Here is a 317-nt window from a genome sequence, read left to right as displayed (position 1 = left end):
TCAAGATACTACGCGATTAAACGTAGTGGGTTCCCCCATTCGGAAATCTCCGGATCAAAGCTCACTTACAGCTCCCCGAAGCATATCGGTGTTAGTGCCGTCCTTCTTCGGCTCCTAGTGCCAAGGCATTCGCCGTGCGCCCTTAATAACTTAACCTATCAGCTTCCAATACACATCACATTTCGTTGTCAGCTTCACTCGTTCAATCAGTCACGTACTAAAGTACGCTCCATCATTTACTCGATTGCTTCCTAGAACTGTTCGTGTCTTGAAACCTTTTAATGTTATTAAGCCTATAAAAAAACTTAAAAAAATAA

General features: G+C 42.6%; 1 rRNA gene. It reads right to left on the bottom strand.

Annotated elements, in window-relative coordinates:
• Positions 1-156 (bottom strand): 23S ribosomal RNA (locus tag PI85_RS23385); the annotation flags it as partial.
• Between the last annotated feature and the right edge of the window lie 161 nt (positions 157-317).

The sequence above is a fragment of the Lysinibacillus sp. A1 genome (assembly GCF_000801965.1).
Taxonomy (GTDB): domain Bacteria; phylum Bacillota; class Bacilli; order Bacillales_A; family Planococcaceae; genus Lysinibacillus; species Lysinibacillus fusiformis.
This window is presented reverse-complemented; position numbering and strand designations above follow the sequence as displayed.